The organism is Paraburkholderia sp. BR14320, from assembly GCF_040948665.1.
GTDB lineage: Bacteria > Pseudomonadota > Gammaproteobacteria > Burkholderiales > Burkholderiaceae > Paraburkholderia > Paraburkholderia youngii.
In genome coordinates this window covers 1-222 of sequence record NZ_JBFPKG010000421.1, presented here as the reverse complement: position 1 = coordinate 222, position 222 = coordinate 1, and the positions used below count along the sequence as shown (strand labels likewise).

Below are 222 nucleotides of genomic sequence, written 5' to 3'. Positions count from 1 at the left end.
GACTGGCGATGAACCGCTCGGCTGTCAGCTCGGGGCGGTTCAGATAGCCGCGCGCCACCCCCGCCCCGCCAATGTAAAGCTCGCCCACCGCACCAAACGGCACCGGCGCGCCATGACCGTCCAGCAGATAAACCCGCGTGTTCGCAATCGGACGGCCGATCGGGACCACTGACCCATTAAAATCAGCCGGGCAATTCCAGGCCGTTACGTCGATAGCAGCTT

At 64.0% G+C, this 222-nt stretch carries 1 protein-coding gene; it reads right to left on the bottom strand.

Annotated elements, in window-relative coordinates; genetic code table 11:
* Window positions 1–222, bottom strand: a 222-nt coding sequence (locus AB3X89_RS40905) for an AMP-binding protein (RefSeq protein WP_368588137.1), incomplete at both ends; no start/stop codon positions are given.